Genomic DNA, 14,439 nt, shown 5'->3' with positions numbered 1-14,439 from the left:
ATCCCCAGTGACGTTGCGGAAGATAGCACCTCGCTGCGCACCGACGATGGCGTGGCCGGTCCTGTGCCGGGGTGGGGCACTGGCCCGGTAGAATACGGCTCCCCTCTTCGCGCAGGCGCCGCCGCCATGGTCACTCTGGGAACCCCGCTGTCCGCTTCCGCCACCCGCGTGCTGCTGCTCGGCTCCGGCGAACTCGGTAAGGAAGTGGCGATCGAACTGCAGCGCTTCGGCGTGGAGGTGATCGCGGTGGACCGCTATGCCGACGCCCCGGCGATGCAGGTCGCGCATCGCAGCCACGTGGTCGACATGCTCGATGCGATGGCGCTGCGCGAACTGATCGCGCGCGAGCAGCCGCACCTGATCGTGCCGGAGATCGAGGCGATCCACACCGAGACCCTGGTGGCGCTGGAGCGCGACCTCGGCCAGCGGGTGATCCCGACGGCGCGTGCGGCGCGGCTGACCATGGACCGCGAAGGCATCCGCCGCCTGGCCGCCGAGACCCTGGGCCTGCCGACCTCGCCGTACCGCTTCGTGGACACGCCCGAGCAGTACCGCGAGGCGATCGCCGCGGTCGGCCTGCCATGCGTGGTCAAGCCGGTGATGTCGTCCTCCGGCAAGGGCCAGAGCACGCTGCGCAGCGCCGCCGATATCGACGCGGCGTGGGAGTACGCGCAGACCGGCGGCCGCGCCGGCGCCGGCCGCTGCATCGTCGAGGGTTTCATCGACTTCGAGTACGAGATCACTCTGCTGACCGTGCGCCACGCCAGTGGCACCGCGTTCTGCGATCCGATCGGGCACTGGCAGAAGGACGGCGACTACCGTGAGAGCTGGCAGCCGCAGCCGATGTCGGCGCTGGCCCTGCAACGCGCGCAGGACATCGCCCGCGCGGTCACCGACGATCTCGGCGGCTGGGGCCTGTTCGGCGTGGAGCTGTTCGTCAAGGGCGACGAGGTCTGGTTCAGCGAGGTGTCGCCGCGGCCGCACGACACCGGCCTGGTCACCCTGGTGTCGCAGGAACTGAGCGAGTTCGCCCTGCATGCGCGTGCGATCCTCGGCCTGCCGATTCCGGCGATCCGCCAGAACGGCCCGTCGGCCTCGTGCGCGCTGCTGGCCCACGGCGAAGGCGTGCCGCGCTTCGGCAACGTCGATGCCGCCCTGCAGGCCCCGGACACCGCCCTGCGTCTGTTCGGCAAGCCCAGCGTGCACGGCCACCGCCGCGTCGGCGTGACCCTGGCCCGTGGCGCAAGCATCGACGAAGCGCGGCAAACCGCCCGCGACGCCGCCGCCGCCCTCACCATCGACCTGGACGCATAAAACGGCGAGCGCTCGAAAGCGGGGCCAAAGGGGACCCGCTTTCCCATTCCCCACTCCCGATTCCCCATTCCCGGCCCTCAAGCCGGCGGCGCGAACCGTGCCGCCGCCAGGCGGATGCTCCACACCAGTTCGACCATCGCCAGGTTGTTGAGCAGCGCCTCGCCGCCCAGCACCAGCCAGTAGCCGGCGCCGTCGACCCAGAACGGCACGAACGACCAGTCCGGCAGCAGCAGTTGCGGCTCGCTGTAGAACGCCACGTAGCGGTGCGCGCCGTGCCAGCCGCGCGCGCTCTGACGCTGAGCGAAGCCGGAGAAGTCGGCCGCGGCCACGCTCAGCGTGTCGGCCTGTTCCTGGTCCAGGCCGGCATGGCCCAGGCAGAAGCCGCTGTCGGAGGCCAGCACCGCGCGGCGTTCGGCCGACAGCGGGGCGATCACATGCTGGGCGAAATCGTCCAGGCGGATTTCCGGGCCCGGCACTGCGCGCCGCAGCAACTGCACCCATTGCTGTTCGCGCGCCTCCTGCAGCAGCCGCTGTGCGTCGCCGCCCACGCGCTGGCGCCACTCCTGCAGCGACAGCGCGCCGTGCGCGCCGAGCAGCAGTTGCAGCGCGCGCTGCAGGCGGTCGGGCGTGGCGCTGGCGAAGCCGTGCAGCACGCCGTGCGGGGTCGGCATCAGCCAGGTCGGTTCGGAGCCGGTCGGGTCGGGGGCGGTCATCGCGGCGCACTCGCGCTGGAAAAGGACAGGGCGTCGACGTTGCGGCCACCCAGCGGCTCGCGCTGCTGCAGCCAGCGCGCGGTGCTGTCCCAGCGGTCGCCCAGGGCCAGCGCATGGCGGCGCAGTTCGCGCGTGGCGAGCATGAAGGCGAGCTTGTCCTGGCAACTGATGCAGTAGTCCAGGAACTCGCGCTCGCAGCGCGCCGCGGCGATCGGTGCGCCGTCGCACAGCGCGTCCACCACCTCGCGCACCATCCGCCGCGAATGGTCCGGGCTGGCCCGGCGCACCCGCGCCGGCACGTCGGCGGACGGCCGCGCCAGCACGCTCCAGCGCGTGGCCAGGGCGTTGATCGGCAGCAGCGCGTGGCCCTGGCTGTGGCGCTGGAAGGTCTCGGCCACGTGCGGCGCCAGATGCGCCGCGGCCATCTGCAGCGCCAGCTGGCGCAAGGCGACGTCGTGCCGCGGCAAGGCCACGAACAGGTCGGCCAGCACGCCCTGGGTCGGTTCGTTGTCGTGCAACTGCAGTGCGGCGTGCAGCCGCGCCAGGTGCGCGGCGGCGTCGCGCGGGTCGCGCAGCAGGGCACGGGCATGGGTGCGCATCACCAGGCGTGCGGGATCGCGAGCGGGAAGCGTGGGCATGGGCGCCTCAGTCCAGCAAGGTGTCGATCAGGTCGATCATGAATTCGGCGTCCTCCGTGGCCATCGCCTCGAAGCCGCGTTCCAGGCCCAGCGCGTCGAGCACCGCCTGGTCGTCGCGATGCGCGGCATCGCCCAGCGCCAGCAGGACGTCGCGCAGCGCCGGCAGTTGCGGGCCCAGGCGCGGATGCGCCAGCAGCACGTGGCCGATGTCGCACAGCGCGCTTTCCACCAGCGGACGCAATCGCGCGCGGGTCAGGCGCGACAGACCGTGGTAGGCGGTGGCCAGGAACAGGCCGGCATCGGCTTCGCCTTCCAGCAGCAGCCGCGCTACCGCGGCGTAGCTGCTGGCCGGGCGCCAGGCGATGCGTTCCGGCTCCAGGTCGGCCGGTTCCAGCAGGCGCAGGCCGATCAGGCGTACGTCGTGGTTGGCGGTCAGCGCGATGCGGCAGCCGTAGGGCAAGTCTTCCACGCAGCGCGCCGGCGCCTCGGCCGCGGTCGCGATCACCACCTCGTCGGCGTGCCCGCGCGGCCTGACCAGCGGCAGGTAGCCGCGGTCGCGGATCAACGCGCTGGCGTCGAACGGGCTGGCGTACACCAGGTCGACGACGCTGTCGTCCAGCAATTGCCGCTGTTCGGCGGCATCGGCCGGCATCAGCAGGCGCAGGCCGAGGCCGGCGCGGCGCTGCAGCACCGTGCTGAGCAGGTACCAGCCGCCGAAGTACTCGGGCGCGAAGTCCGGCGCGACCAGGAACGTGCAGCTCATGCCAGCGGCTCCGCGCGTTCGTCCTGCAGCCATTGCGCGTACAGCGGCTGCAGCGCGTCGATGCGCCGCCGCGACGGCTTGCGCCGCACCGAGGTGAAGCCGACCACGCGGCCGTCGCGGACGTTCGGCAAGGCGGTGGCGTAGACCCAGTAGCAGGCGCCGTCGCGGCGCAGGTTCTTGACGTAGCCGTGCCACTTCTCGCCGGCCAGCACGGTGTCCCAGAGTTCGCGGAATGCGCGCCGCGGCATCTCCGGGTGGCGCAGGATGCAGTGCGGCGCGCCGATCAGCAGTTCGCGCGGCCAGCCGCTGAGTTCGACGAAGGCGTCGTTGGCGTGGGTGATGATGCCGTCCAGGTCGGTGCGCGAGACGATCAGGCGCCCGTCCGGATAGGCCACCTCGCGTTCGCTCCAGTACACCGTGCGGCGGCTGCCGTCGTGGTAGCGCAGCTCGGCGCTGCGGTGCGGCTCGTGCGGCGCTTGCATCGGCGGCAGCGGCATGGCGGCGCCCCTACAGGATCTGTTGCAGCGCCTGCGCGGCGCGCTTGATGTCCAGGAACACCAGGCCGAGCTTGGCGCTGGGCTTGGCCAGCACGGTGAGCACCGCCTCGCGGCCGGCCGCACTCATGATCACGTAGCCGAGTTCGCCCTGGATCAGCACCCGCTCCAGCGCGCCGCGCGCCAGTTCGCGCGCGCTGCGCTCGCCCAGCGCGAGCAGCGCCGCGGACATCGCGCCGACGCGGTCCTCGTCCATGCCCTGCGGCATCGCCGAGGCGATCATCAGCCCGTCCAGGGAGATCAGCGCCGAGGCCTCGATATCGGCGGTGGCGCCATTGAGGCCTTCCAGCGCCTGTTGCAACTGTTGCGTTCGCATGCTCGCCATCCGCTTGCGCATCCCGACCGGGTGCGGGAGGCATTGGACCGCGTCGGCGCAGTCTTGCCCTTGATCTGGATCAAGGCCGATGGCGGTGCCCGGCGCAGGCGCTGCGCAGGAGGGGCGATCCGATGGGCGGCACTGCTGCCGCGAAGGGGTCAGGCCCTGCTCACACCGGCGCCGCCTCGCGGCCGGCGGTCAACGCGGCCGCGCGGGTGCAGGCCGCTCGCCAGGGGCTTGGCGCGCCGGCCAGGCAAGCAAAAGGCGGCCGCCAGGCCGCCTGTGGGGTGCTGCTAGGCGGCGCCATGCTGCGCGCCGCCCCGGTCCTCCTGCGCTTACCGTCCCGCTGCGACGTCGACCCAGACCAGGTGGTGGTCGCTGCCGTCGGCGATGGCGGCGGAGGCATCATCGGAGGCCGGCCAGAACACGCCGCTGTCCAGGTAGCGGAAGTTGCGCGACGGCAGCACGTAGTCCAGGCGCATGGTGCCGGCCTTGGGGCCGAAATCGCCGGTGACCTGCTGCGGTGGGCCGCGATGGTCGATGCCGGTGGCCGCGTAGGCGCGCGTGGTCTCCTCGCCGCCAGCGCTGTGCGGGGTGGGGTATTGCAGGACGCGCGGATGCGTCACCAGCGCGCGGATCGCGTCGTGGTGGCCGTCGCCGTCGATCACGTCGTTGTTGAGGTCGCCGAGCATCACGAACTGCGCATCGGCGGCCAGCCCGCCGCAGCGGCCGGCGTCGTCGCACAGCCAGCGCGCCTTGCCGCTGCCGGCATCGTCCAGGTACTCACGCCACAGCCGCAGTTCGTCGTGGTTGCGTGCGGCGTTGCGCTTCTCCGCGCCGTCGAACACCGGCGGGGTCGGGTGCGCCACCAGCGCATGCAGCACGCCCAGCGGGGTGCGCACCGGCACGTCCCAGTGCGACTTGGACGACAGCCGCAACTGCGCCCACACCGCGTCGCTGTGGAAGAAGCGGCCGGTGGCCGGGTCGACCGGCCGCAGCGCGTCGGGCATCGCGCTCCATTTCAGCAGGCGGAAGCTGCGCACCGCCGCGGTGTCGATCGGGTACTTCGACAGCAGCAGCATGCCGTACTGGCCGGGATGCAGGCCGTAGCCCCAGGCGTCGTTGCCGCGCGCGCGGCCTTCGCCGCCGACATGGCCGTCGTTGTCCAGGTCCAGGCCGCTGGGCACGCCGGTGTTGACCGGGGCCAGGTACCGGTAGGGATAGCGCAGCGCCGCGCCGCCGTGCGGTTGCGGCACCGCGAGGTAGCGCTGCTCGAACAGGTCGGCGGCGCGGTGCGCCTCGTCGTAGTCGAACTCGTTGAGCAGCACGATGTCCGGGCGCACCTGCTGCAGCACCGCGGCGATCTTGCGCGCCTGCGCGCTGTCGCCCTGCAGGGCGGCGATCAGTGCGCCGGGTTCGTCGGCATTGAGCGAGGTGTTGTAGGTGGCCAGGCGCAGCGTCCTGGCGGCGGGCGCGGCGGCGTCGGTCATCGGGGAGGACGTGGGAGCGGTGTGCGCGCAGGCGCCGCACAGCAGGGTCAGGGCGAGCAGGAGGAGGCGTGATGTCATGTGCCGATTTTCGCATGCGCGGCATGTCGGCACGATGGCGCCGCGACGTGCGGCGCCCTCGGCTGGGCAGCCCGGTATCGGTTGCCGTCGGCTAGCCGCCGAGCTGGCGCAGATAGTCGTCGAAGTCGCGCCAGTGGCGGCCGTCGTAGGCCTGCAGCGGCCGGAAGCGGCGCTTGTAGTCCATCTTCTGGTGGCCGCGGATCCAGTAGCCCAGATACAGGTGGCGCAGGCCCTCGCGTCGCGCCCAGGCGATCTGCTGCAGGATCGCCAGGGTGCCCAGGCCACGCGCGCCGGCGTCCGGGTCGTAGAAGGTGTAGACCGCCGACAGCGCCTGCGCGGCGATATCGGTGACCGCTACCGCCAGCAGCGGCCCGCGCCGTCCGTCCGGCATGCGTTGCCGCAGCTCCAGGAAGCGCCCATGCGACCAGCGGCCGATCAGGAACTGGTCGAACTCGTGCGCGCCGTGATCGTCCATGCCGCCGCCGGGATGGCGGTGGCGCAGGTAGCGCTGGTACAGCGCCAGCTGCTCCTCGCTGCGCTCGGCGGCGACGATGCGGACCTCGACATCGGCATTGCGCGCCAGGCAGCGGCGCTGGCTGCGATCGGGCACGAACGCGTCGATCGGGATGCGCACCGCAACGCAGGCGCGGCAATGGTCGCAGTGCGGGCGATAGACCAGATCGCCGGAGCGGCGGAAGCCCCAGCTCAGCGCCAGCGGATACAGCGCGCCCAGGCGTGGATCGTGCGGGTCCAGCACCAGGTCGCGGGCCTGCCGCTCGGGCCAGTAGCCACACGCGTGCTGGCCGGTCTGGAACAGCCGCAGGTCGTCGCTGGCGTCGGAATGGATGGCCATGCGTCGAGCATAGCGCTTCGTCATCGCAGGGGCCGCGACTGTCCCGTCGATGAATGCGCCCGGCGGCGGGTCAACCGCGGCGGCGACGGGGCGTTGTCAGCAGGGAAGGCACCGCGGTGCCGGCCCGCGATGCGGGCCGCTTGCGGCGCCGGACGCCTGCCGTCCTCGGCAGGTTCCTCATCATCCTCAGGGAGTGACCCATGAAGTCTCGCAACCCGCTGCTCGCCCTGGCCGTGCTGGCCGTGCTGTCCGGTACCGCCTACGCCGTTCCCCCGCCGCCGGCCGATCCCGCCGCGCCCGCCGATGCCGGCGGCATCGCCGCGCTCGACAAGAACGGCGACGGTGTCATCGACCGTAGCGAGGCCGCCGCCGATCCGCGCCTGGCCCAGCATTTCGACGCCATGGACAAGAACCACGACGGCAAGCTCAGCCGCGACGAGTGGCCGCGCCACGGCCGTCACGGTGGCCCGGGCGACCACGGCGTGCCCGGCGCGATGATGGCCAAGCTGGACACCAACAAGGACGGCCGCATCAGCCGCGCCGAAGCGCAGGCCGATCCCAAGCTCGCCGCGCGCTTCGACAAGATGGACGTGAACAAGGACGGCTACATCGACCGTGCCGACTTCGAACTGCGCGCCAAGCAACATCGCGATGCCTGGTTCACCGCGGCCGACACCAACAAGGACGGCATGCTCAGCCGCGCCGAGTTCGATGCGGCGCAGGCCAAGCGCTGGGCGCATCGCCCGGGCGGGCAGCGCGGTGGCGACGCACCGCCGCCGATGCCGGCGCCGGACAGCAACTGAGCCATCCGCCGCGGCGGTGGCCGCGGCGTCACTGCACCAAGGCGCCGATCGACAGCGCCCCTGCGCCCCGCGCGCAGGGGCGTTCTTGTTTTTCCATCTGCCGAAACCTGCCGTCGCGTGCAGTGCGGCGCAGGTGCAGCGCGGGACGCGCGTGGTCGCGCGGGGCGCGTCGACAGCGTCGCGGCCGGTTGCGGTGGCGGTCTCCGCTACGGCGGACACCGCGCGCAGGATGCGATCGCCGTGCCGATCGGATTGCCGTCGCAGCGTTGGCGCCTCCGCCGTCGCGCAAGGACGGTCATCGGCAGGGCGTCATCGCCAGAGGCGACATCCACCGCATGCGTGGACCTGCGTTCGGCGCGGCTCAGTTGCCGCGCGGCGCCGGCTGCACGCGCACGCGCACTTCGTCGCTGCCGGTGTCCTGTGCCGGCGCCTTGGCCGGCTGCGTCGCGGCGGGGTGCGCCGGTGCGGTGGTCGGCGCGCGGTTGTCGCGATGGCGCAGCACGGTGATCAGCGCCACCGCACCGATCGCCAGCAGCAGGGCGATGCGGATGCGCCAGGCCCAGCGCTTGCCGCCGTCCGCTTCCACCTGCGAGCGGAACTCGTTCAAGTAGGGCGCACGGCCCTGTTCCGGATCGCGGCGGGTGCTGTCGAGCAGGCCGGCGTCGCGCAGCAGTTCGCGTGCGCGCGGCTGGTCGTCGGCGTGCACCACCCACACCGTGGGCTGGGCCTGCGCCGCGACCGGGTCGAGATAGCTGAACTGGCCGCTGCGCCGGGTCCGGTAGGAGCGGCCGTTGCTCAGGCGCACGTCGATGCCGGCATCGCGCAGCAGGGCGGCGACGCCTTCGGCGGTTTCCACGCGTTGGCTGCTGAAGATCTGACGCATGTTCGTGTCCTCAGCGTTTTGCCGGCACCTGCGCCGCGGCGTCGGCGTCGGGGACCACCCGGATCAGGCCTTCCTGTGCGGTGCTGGCGACCAGGGTGCCGTCGCGGGTGAAGAACTGCCCGCGCGCCAGGCCGCGCGCGCCCTGCGCACTGGGGCTGTCCAGCGAGTACAGCAGCCAGTCGTCGGCGCGGAACGGGCGGTGGAACCATAGCGCGTGGTCGAGCGAGGCCATCTGCACGTTCGGCGTGTAGTAACTGATGCCGTGCGGGAAGGTGGCGGTGCCGAGCAGGTGGAAGTCCGAGGCGTAGGCGAGCAGCGCCTGGTGCAGTTCCGGCGCATCGCCGACCGGCTCGCTCAGGCGCAGCCACATCTGCTGGAACGGCGGACGCTTGGGCGGATTCAGTTCGTCGCGCGGATACACGTGGCGGAACTCGAACGGGCCGCCGCGCGAGAGCCAGCGCTGCACCTTGGTCGGCAGCGTCGCCAGCACTTCCGGGCGCGCCGCCGGAGTCGGCTCGATGTCTTCCGGCTGCGGCACTTCCGGCATCTTCAGCTGGTGCGTGGCGCCGTCCTCCTGTTCCTGGAACGAGGCCGCGCAGAAGAAGATCACCTTGCCGTGCTGGATCGCGGTGACCCGGCGCACCGAGAAGCTGCCGCCGTCGCGGGTGCGGTCCACGTCGTAGACGATGGGGTGCTCGATGTCGCCGGCGCGCAGGAAGTAGGCGTGCAGCGAATGCACGCGACGCGCGTTCTCGACCGTGGCCTGCGCCGCCGACAGCGCCTGGCCCAGCACCTGGCCGCCGAACACGTACTTGGTGCCGATGTCGCGGCTCTGGCCGCGGAACAGGTTGTCCTCCAGCCGCTCCAGCGACAGCAGCTCGATCAGTTCGGAGACGACGGGGGCGGGCTTGGCGGACAAGAGGCGGGGCCTGGCGACGGACGTGCGCCGATTATAGCGGGCCGTCCGCGCCCGCCCGCGTGCCCGCTCCGCTCAGCCCTTGCCCAGACGCGCCACCAGCGCGCGCAGTGCGGCCTGGGTGTCCGGCGCCTGCCAGTCGTCGATCAGTCGCTCCAGCCCGATGTGCTCGTCGGCCAGCGCCGCGCGCAGGTCGGCGCGGGCGATGGCACGGGTCTGCAGCATCGGCTGCCGCGGGCGCTTGAGCAGGTCCAGCAGCCAGGCCAGCGCGCGCGCCACCACCAGGTCGGCGTCGACCAGTTCGTCGACCAGGCCGATCTCCAGCGCGCGTTCGGCGCTGACCAGGTCGCCGCCGACCAGCAGGCGCTCGGCGCGGTGCGCGCCGACCACGCGCCGCAGCAGGCGCTGAATGCCTTCCGGGGCGACCAGGCCGACCTGGGTCTCGTTCAGGCCGATGTGCAGCGGATGCGCCGCATCGGGGCTGCGCGCCATCACCCGGTAGTCGCAGCACAGCGCCAGCACGCAACCGCCGGCCGGGGCGTGGCCGGTCAGCGCCGCGACCACCGGGATCGGGCTGGCGGCCAAGGCGCGCGCCGCACCGAAGAACTGCTGCCAGCTGCCCAGCAGCTTGGCGCGATCGTCGCCGTGGCCGAGCAGGTGCGGCACGTCCATGCCGGCGGAGAACAGGCGTTCGTTGCCCGACAGCACGATGCCGTGCGCGCCATCGGCGTTGGCCTGCTCGATCGCCTGGATCAGCTGCCGGCACAGGTCGGTGTCCAGCGCATTGACCGGCGGCCGCGCCAGGCGCAGTTCGCGGAGGGGGCCATGGTTGATCACGTCGATGAGCGTCGTCATGCTGCGGTCTGCTTTCGAAGAAGGAACCTCGGCGATGATAACCAAACCATTCGCTGGCGTATTGTTCGTGCTGTGTGCGGTTGCCGCCACTGCGTCGGCTGCGGAACCGGCGTGCGTCACTCTGGAGCAGGGCTGGGCGCGCTTGCCGCCGAATCCGGCGATGCCGATGACCGCCGGCTACGGCGTGCTCCACAACGGCTGCGGCAAGCCGGTCACGGTCACCGGCGCCAGCAGCCCCAGCTTCGGCGATGTGTCGTTGCACGAGACCACGCTGGTGGCCGGCGTCAGCCGGATGCGCGCGGTCGAGCGCGTGCCGCTGGCGCCTGGCGCCCGCGTGGAACTCAAGCCCGGCGGCATGCACCTGATGCTGATGCAGGGCAAGGGCGCGCTGACCGAAGGCCAGGCCGTGCCGCTGCAGTTGCAACTGGAAGGCGGCGGCAAGGTCGATGCGACGCTGACCGTGCGCAAGCAGGCGATGTAGGGGAGCCTCCTCGGGAAAAGGCGCCTCCCCTTGTCGTAGGAGCGGTTCTCGTCCCCTTTTGTGGGATCAGCCGCGACGGGCGAAGCCCAATGTCGGCTGACACCATTCGTCGTCGGGACTGAAGTCCCTCCCACAAGGAGCACACGCCGCTCCTGCGTGGGCAGCGCCGCTGCACTGCGGACTATGCGCCGGGCCACGCCCGGCGCAAGCGCAGGCCTCAGCTCGTCGCCTTGCGTACGGCGTCCGGCAGCGGCGCGCTCTTGCCGGTCTGGGTGTCCATCCACACCACCACCACGTGGCCGTCGGAGTACAGCCGGCTTTCGTCCTGCTGGTCGACGATGCGGTGGCCGATGGTCACGCTGCTGGTGCCCAGGCGCTCGACGAACAGTTCGACCAAGATGTCGTTGGGCCACACGATCGGCGCGCGATAGTTGACGTTGGTCGCCGCCACCACCGGGGCGATGCGATCGCTCATCGAGACGCCTTCCACGCCCAGCATCCAGCGCACGCGCGCCTCTTCCAGGTAGGAGATGTACTTGGCGTTGTTGACGTGGCCCATGCTGTCCATGTCGCGCCAGCGCACGCTGATCGGGATGCGCGCCAGGATCTTGTGTTCGCTGCTCATCAAACGTCCTTCTTCTTCTTGGTACCTGTGCTGGTGGTGCTCTTGCTGGCCTTGCCGCTCTTGGCGGCCACCGCCTGCTTCTTCGCCGGCTTTTCCGGCTTGGCCTTGCGCGGCGGGCGCGCATCGGGCTTGTTGGCCATCGCCGCCGGCTGCTCCGGGCGCGCGCTGGTGGAGGGCAGCATGCGTGCCAGGAACTGGCCGGTGTACGACTGCGGGCACGCCGCCACGTCTTCCGGCGTGCCGGTGACCAGGATGGTGCCGCCGCGGTGGCCGCCTTCCGGCCCGAGGTCGACGATCCAGTCCGCGGTCTTGATCACGTCCAGGTTGTGTTCGATCACCACCACGGTGTTGCCCTCGTCGCGCAGCTTGTGCAGCACGCCCAGCAGCGCCTCGATGTCGTGGAAGTGCAGGCCGGTGGTCGGCTCGTCGAGGATGTACAGGGTGCGGCCGGTATCGCGCCGCGACAGTTCCTTGGACAGCTTCACGCGCTGCGCCTCGCCGCCGGACAGGGTGGTCGCGCTCTGCCCGAGCTTGATGTAGCTCAGGCCCACGTCGACCAGCGTCTCCAGCTTGCGCGCGATCGACGGCACCGGCTCGAACAGCTTCAGCGCATCCTCGACGGTCATTTCCAGCACGTCGTTGATGTTGAAGCCCTTGTACAGGATCTCCAGCGTCTCGCGGTTGTAGCGCTTGCCGTGGCAGACGTCGCAGGGCACGTACACGTCCGGCAGGAAGTGCATCTCCACCTTGATCAGGCCGTCGCCCTGGCAGGCCTCGCAGCGGCCGCCGCGCACGTTGAAGCTGAAGCGGCCCGGCGAGTAGCCGCGCGAGCGCGCTTCCGGCACCTGCGCGAACAGCTCGCGCAGCGGCGTGAACAGGCCGGTGTAGGTGGCCGGGTTCGAGCGCGGGGTGCGCCCGATCGGCGACTGGTCGATGTCCACGACCTTGTCGAACAGGTCCAGGTGCTCGATCTCGCGGTACGGCGCCACGCTGTGCGAGGCGCCGTTGATCTCGTTCGCCGCCAGGGTGAACAAGGTGTCGTTGATCAGCGTCGACTTGCCCGAGCCGGACACGCCGGTGATGCAGGTCAGCAGGCCGGCCGGGATGTCCAGGTCGACGTTCTTGAGGTTGTTGCCGGTGGCCCCACGCAGGTGCAGGGTCATCTTCGGATTGGCCTTGTGGCGCTTGGCCGGGATCTCGATGCGGCGCTTGCCGGACAGGTATTGCCCGGTCAGCGAGCGCGGCGCCTTCAACAGGTCCTGCACGCTGCCGTGGCCGACCACCTCGCCGCCGTGCACGCCGGCGCCGGGGCCGATGTCCAGCACGTAGTCGGCCAGGCGGATCGCGTCCTCGTCGTGCTCGACCACGATCACCGTGTTGCCGAGGTCGCGCAGGCGGGTAAGGGTGCCGAGCAGGCGTTCGTTGTCGCGCTGGTGCAGGCCGATCGACGGCTCGTCGAGCACGTACATCACCCCGACCAGACCGGCGCCGATCTGGCTGGCCAGGCGGATGCGCTGCGCCTCGCCGCCGGACAGGGTGTCGGCCTTGCGTTCGAGGGTGAGGTAATCCAGGCCGACGTCGACCAGGAAGCCCAGCCGTTCGGCGATCTCCTTGACGATCTTGCTGGCGATCTCGCCGCGCCAGCCGGGCAGGTCGAGCTGGCGGAAGAAGGTCAGTGCATCGTCGATCGGCAGCACCACCAGGTCCGGCAGCGGGCGGTCGGCGACGAACACGTTGCGCGCGGCCTTGTTCAGGCGCGCGCCCTTGCAGTCCGGGCACGGCCGTTCGCTGATGTACTTGGCCAGTTCCTCGCGCACCGCCGGCGATTCGGTCTCGCGGTAGCGGCGCTCCAGGTTGGGGATGATGCCTTCGAAGCGATGCTTGCGCTGGGTGCGGCCGCCGGCATCGGTGAAGTAGGTGAAGGTGATGGTCTCGTCGCCGCTGCCGTACAGCACCGCCTGGCGCACGCTCGCCGGCAGCGATTGCCAGGGCGCGTCGACATCGAACTTGTAGTGCTTGGCCAGCGAGGCGATCAGCTGGAAGTAGTACGCGTTGCGCCGGTCCCAGCCGCGCACCGCGCCAGCCGACAGCGACAGCTCCGGATGCACCACCACCCGCTCGGGATCGAAGAACTCGGCCACGCCCAGGCCGTCGCAGCTCGGACAGGCGCCCATCGGCGCGTTGAACGAGAACAGACGCGGTTCCAGCTCCGGCAGCGAGTAGTCGCAGACCGGGCAGCTGTACTTGGAGGAGAACAGGTGCGGCGCGGCCGCGGTGTCGTCCAGCGACTGCACCGACACCATGCCGTCGGCCAGCTTCAACGCGGTCTCGAAGCTTTCGGCCAGGCGCTGCTTGATGTCCTCGCGCGGGCGGAAGCGGTCGATCACCGCCTCGATGGTGTGCTTCTGGCGCAGCGCCAGCGCCGGCACCGCGTCGATCTCGTACAGCTCGCCGTCCACGCGCACGCGCACGAAGCCCTGCGCGCGCAGTTGTTCGAACACCTGCGCATGCTCGCCCTTGCGCTCGCGGATCACCGGCGCCAGCAGCATGTAGCGCTGCTCCGGGTCCAGGGTCAGCACCTGGTCGACCATCTGGCTGACCGTCTGCGCCTCCAGCGGATAGCCGTGGTCGGGGCAGCGCGGCTGGCCGACGCGCGCGTACAGCAGGCGCAGGTAGTCGTAGATCTCGGTGATGGTGCCGACGGTCGAGCGCGGGTTGTGCGAGGTCGACTTCTGTTCGATCGCGATCGCCGGCGACAGGCCTTCGATGTGATCGATGTCGGGCTTCTCCATCACGCTGAGGAACTGCCGCGCGTACGCCGACAGCGACTCCACGTAGCGGCGCTGGCCTTCGGCGTAGATGGTGTCGAACGCCAGCGAGGACTTGCCGGACCCGGACAGGCCGGTGATCACGATCAGCTTGTCGCGCGGCAGGTCGAGGTCGAGGTTCTTGAGGTTGTGCGTCCGCGCGCCGCGGATGCGGATGTAATCCATCGCCATGAAGAGATTCCGGAATGTGCCGGCCGTGGCGGTGCCGCTGGCCAGTGTGGGGGCGGAAAGGGGACGGCAATCGATCAGCGTACCCAGCTTGTCAGGTGGGGGCAATTGCCGCAGATCCCAGCGCCGCCGGGCGCCGGCGGCTGGCTGGTTCAGGCAGC

Annotated in this window: 15 protein-coding genes; 3 read left to right on the top strand and 12 right to left on the bottom strand. The window is 71.0% G+C overall.

All coding sequences use genetic code 11. From position 1 onward, the window contains the following. Window positions 1–126: 126 nt before the first annotated feature. On the top strand, window positions 127–1,314 hold the full coding sequence (gene purT, locus ACHWVH_RS01180; RefSeq protein WP_043092815.1) for a formate-dependent phosphoribosylglycinamide formyltransferase: 1,188 nt from the start codon (window positions 127–129) through the stop codon (window positions 1,312–1,314). Between the two features lie 77 nt (window positions 1,315–1,391). Here purT and ACHWVH_RS01175 read toward each other — a convergent pair whose 3' ends face one another. The 7 genes from ACHWVH_RS01175 to ACHWVH_RS01145 all read right to left on the bottom strand — a co-directional run bounded on the left by ACHWVH_RS01175 (window position 1,392) and on the right by ACHWVH_RS01145 (window position 6,719). Then, on the bottom strand, window positions 1,392–2,027 hold the full coding sequence (locus ACHWVH_RS01175; protein ID WP_043092813.1) for a hypothetical protein: 636 nt from the start codon (window positions 2,025–2,027) through the stop codon (window positions 1,392–1,394). Beyond that, window positions 2,024–2,665, bottom strand: coding sequence for a hypothetical protein (locus tag ACHWVH_RS01170; protein ID WP_223875685.1), 642 nt, complete (start codon window positions 2,663–2,665; stop codon window positions 2,024–2,026). Before ACHWVH_RS01170 ends, ACHWVH_RS01175 begins: the two co-directional genes overlap by 4 nt. 7 nt (window positions 2,666–2,672) lie before the next feature. Next, window positions 2,673–3,428 carry a PhnD/SsuA/transferrin family substrate-binding protein gene (locus ACHWVH_RS01165; RefSeq protein ID WP_394686493.1) on the bottom strand — a complete coding sequence of 252 codons (756 nt, stop codon included), beginning with the start codon at window positions 3,426–3,428 and terminating at the stop codon, window positions 2,673–2,675. Then, window positions 3,425–3,925 carry a PAS domain-containing protein gene (locus tag ACHWVH_RS01160; RefSeq protein ID WP_017916351.1) on the bottom strand — a complete coding sequence of 167 codons (501 nt, stop codon included), beginning with the start codon at window positions 3,923–3,925 and terminating at the stop codon, window positions 3,425–3,427. The genes ACHWVH_RS01165 and ACHWVH_RS01160 overlap by 4 nt, the downstream gene beginning before the upstream one ends. Window positions 3,926–3,935: 10 nt before the next feature. After that, on the bottom strand, window positions 3,936–4,319 hold the full coding sequence (locus ACHWVH_RS01155; protein WP_017909884.1) for a roadblock/LC7 domain-containing protein: 384 nt from the start codon (window positions 4,317–4,319) through the stop codon (window positions 3,936–3,938). A gap of 314 nt (window positions 4,320–4,633) precedes the next feature. Continuing rightward, window positions 4,634–5,866 carry an endonuclease/exonuclease/phosphatase family protein gene (locus ACHWVH_RS01150; protein ID WP_394686492.1) on the bottom strand — a complete coding sequence of 411 codons (1,233 nt, stop codon included), beginning with the start codon at window positions 5,864–5,866 and terminating at the stop codon, window positions 4,634–4,636. A gap of 91 nt (window positions 5,867–5,957) precedes the next feature. Continuing rightward, on the bottom strand, window positions 5,958–6,719 hold the full coding sequence (locus ACHWVH_RS01145) for an arginyltransferase (RefSeq protein WP_017912412.1): 762 nt from the start codon (window positions 6,717–6,719) through the stop codon (window positions 5,958–5,960). A 200-nt stretch (window positions 6,720–6,919) separates the two neighbouring features. Here ACHWVH_RS01145 and ACHWVH_RS01140 point away from each other — a divergent pair, with 200 nt between their 5' ends. Next, complete coding sequence (locus tag ACHWVH_RS01140; protein ID WP_043092804.1) at window positions 6,920–7,522, top strand: EF-hand domain-containing protein; 603 nt, start codon at window positions 6,920–6,922, stop codon at window positions 7,520–7,522. Between the two features lie 361 nt (window positions 7,523–7,883). On the opposite strand, the gene ACHWVH_RS01135 is transcribed toward ACHWVH_RS01140, so the two are convergent. The 3 genes from ACHWVH_RS01135 to ACHWVH_RS01125 all read right to left on the bottom strand — a co-directional run bounded on the left by ACHWVH_RS01135 (window position 7,884) and on the right by ACHWVH_RS01125 (window position 10,176). Then, window positions 7,884–8,405 carry a putative signal transducing protein gene (locus tag ACHWVH_RS01135; protein WP_394686491.1) on the bottom strand — a complete coding sequence of 174 codons (522 nt, stop codon included), beginning with the start codon at window positions 8,403–8,405 and terminating at the stop codon, window positions 7,884–7,886. 10 nt (window positions 8,406–8,415) lie between these two features. Further along, window positions 8,416–9,324: an acyl-CoA thioesterase II gene (gene tesB, locus ACHWVH_RS01130; protein ID WP_010341175.1), complete on the bottom strand. Its 909-nt coding sequence runs from the start codon at window positions 9,322–9,324 to the stop codon at window positions 8,416–8,418. Between the two features lie 72 nt (window positions 9,325–9,396). Then, window positions 9,397–10,176, bottom strand: coding sequence for an enoyl-CoA hydratase/isomerase family protein (locus ACHWVH_RS01125; protein WP_295949660.1), 780 nt, complete (start codon window positions 10,174–10,176; stop codon window positions 9,397–9,399). A gap of 34 nt (window positions 10,177–10,210) precedes the next feature. Between ACHWVH_RS01125 and ACHWVH_RS01120 the strand changes: the two genes are divergently transcribed. Beyond that, on the top strand, window positions 10,211–10,657 hold the full coding sequence (locus ACHWVH_RS01120) for a copper chaperone PCu(A)C (protein WP_152182092.1): 447 nt from the start codon (window positions 10,211–10,213) through the stop codon (window positions 10,655–10,657). A gap of 217 nt (window positions 10,658–10,874) precedes the next feature. Here ACHWVH_RS01120 and ACHWVH_RS01115 read toward each other — a convergent pair whose 3' ends face one another. Together ACHWVH_RS01115 and uvrA are read right to left on the bottom strand one after the other, a co-directional pair. Continuing rightward, a complete protein-coding gene (locus ACHWVH_RS01115; RefSeq protein ID WP_017912417.1) occupies window positions 10,875–11,282 on the bottom strand; it encodes a thioesterase family protein in 408 nt (135 codons plus the stop codon). Next, complete coding sequence (gene uvrA, locus ACHWVH_RS01110; protein ID WP_394686490.1) at window positions 11,282–14,281, bottom strand: excinuclease ABC subunit UvrA; 3,000 nt, start codon at window positions 14,279–14,281, stop codon at window positions 11,282–11,284. The genes ACHWVH_RS01115 and uvrA overlap by 1 nt, the downstream gene beginning before the upstream one ends. Window positions 14,282–14,439 lie beyond the last annotated feature (158 nt).

The organism is uncultured Xanthomonas sp. (assembly GCF_964278005.1).
GTDB lineage: Bacteria > Pseudomonadota > Gammaproteobacteria > Xanthomonadales > Xanthomonadaceae > Xanthomonas_A > Xanthomonas_A sontii.
This window is presented reverse-complemented; position numbering and strand designations above follow the sequence as displayed.

Coding starts and splice junctions, on each gene's coding strand:
- purT (WP_043092815.1), top strand. CDS start 127: ATGGTCACTCTGGGAACCCCGCTGTCCGCTTCCGCCACCCGCGTGCTG.
- ACHWVH_RS01175 (WP_043092813.1), bottom strand. CDS start 2,027: ATGACCGCCCCCGACCCGACCGGCTCCGAACCGACCTGGCTGATGCCG.
- ACHWVH_RS01170 (WP_223875685.1), bottom strand. CDS start 2,665: ATGCCCACGCTTCCCGCTCGCGATCCCGCACGCCTGGTGATGCGCACC.
- ACHWVH_RS01165 (WP_394686493.1), bottom strand. CDS start 3,428: ATGAGCTGCACGTTCCTGGTCGCGCCGGACTTCGCGCCCGAGTACTTC.
- ACHWVH_RS01160 (WP_017916351.1), bottom strand. CDS start 3,925: ATGCCGCTGCCGCCGATGCAAGCGCCGCACGAGCCGCACCGCAGCGCC.
- ACHWVH_RS01155 (WP_017909884.1), bottom strand. CDS start 4,319: ATGCGCAAGCGGATGGCGAGCATGCGAACGCAACAGTTGCAACAGGCG.
- ACHWVH_RS01150 (WP_394686492.1), bottom strand. CDS start 5,866: ATGACATCACGCCTCCTCCTGCTCGCCCTGACCCTGCTGTGCGGCGCC.
- ACHWVH_RS01145 (WP_017912412.1), bottom strand. CDS start 6,719: ATGGCCATCCATTCCGACGCCAGCGACGACCTGCGGCTGTTCCAGACC.
- ACHWVH_RS01140 (WP_043092804.1), top strand. CDS start 6,920: ATGAAGTCTCGCAACCCGCTGCTCGCCCTGGCCGTGCTGGCCGTGCTG.
- ACHWVH_RS01135 (WP_394686491.1), bottom strand. CDS start 8,405: ATGCGTCAGATCTTCAGCAGCCAACGCGTGGAAACCGCCGAAGGCGTC.
- ACHWVH_RS01125 (WP_295949660.1), bottom strand. CDS start 10,176: ATGACGACGCTCATCGACGTGATCAACCATGGCCCCCTCCGCGAACTG.
- ACHWVH_RS01120 (WP_152182092.1), top strand. CDS start 10,211: ATGATAACCAAACCATTCGCTGGCGTATTGTTCGTGCTGTGTGCGGTT.
- ACHWVH_RS01115 (WP_017912417.1), bottom strand. CDS start 11,282: ATGAGCAGCGAACACAAGATCCTGGCGCGCATCCCGATCAGCGTGCGC.
- uvrA (WP_394686490.1), bottom strand. CDS start 14,281: ATGGCGATGGATTACATCCGCATCCGCGGCGCGCGGACGCACAACCTC.